This window comes from Aromatoleum diolicum (assembly GCF_012910955.1).
GTDB lineage: Bacteria > Pseudomonadota > Gammaproteobacteria > Burkholderiales > Rhodocyclaceae > Aromatoleum > Aromatoleum diolicum.
Map to the genome: position 1 here is coordinate 1 of NZ_WTVQ01000124.1, position 471 is coordinate 471.

General features: G+C 60.3%; 1 protein-coding gene. It reads left to right on the top strand.

The window, feature by feature from the left end; genetic code table 11:
- Positions 1–372, top strand: a 372-nt coding sequence (locus GPA25_RS23695) for an ATP-binding protein (protein ID WP_281357765.1), incomplete at its 5' end; no start/stop codon positions are given.
- Positions 373–471 lie beyond the last annotated feature (99 nt).

Consider the following 471-nt stretch of genomic DNA (forward strand, 5'->3'; position numbering starts at 1 on the left):
CCCTTGAATCCCGTTCCTGAACTCGCCCCCAACCTGAAGCAGCTCCGGCTCTCCGGCATCCTCGATTCGCTGGAAGCGAGAAACCGCGAGGCGATCTCTTCGAAACTGGCCTATACGGAGTTTCTGTCGCTGTTGATTCACGACGAGGTGGCGCGTCGCGAGCAGAAGAAGTTTGCGCTTCGCATGCGCCGCGCCGCGTTCCGCTCCGGCAAGTCGCTCGATGGTTTCGATTTCTCGCGCTTGCCGAACGTCAATCAGGCGCTGATCCACGATCTGGCGACTGGCCGCTATCTGGGCGAGAAGGCGCCGGTGCTGATCGTCGGGCCATGCGGCACCGGCAAGAGCCAGGTATCTATAGCGATACGGGGTTGATGCCGAGGGGCAAGTCGATAAGGGTTCAGATTTGCAAGGCGCCTTGACGAAGTGATCGCGGATCAGCCCTGTATCTTCTTGGCAGTGGGCTGATGCCGA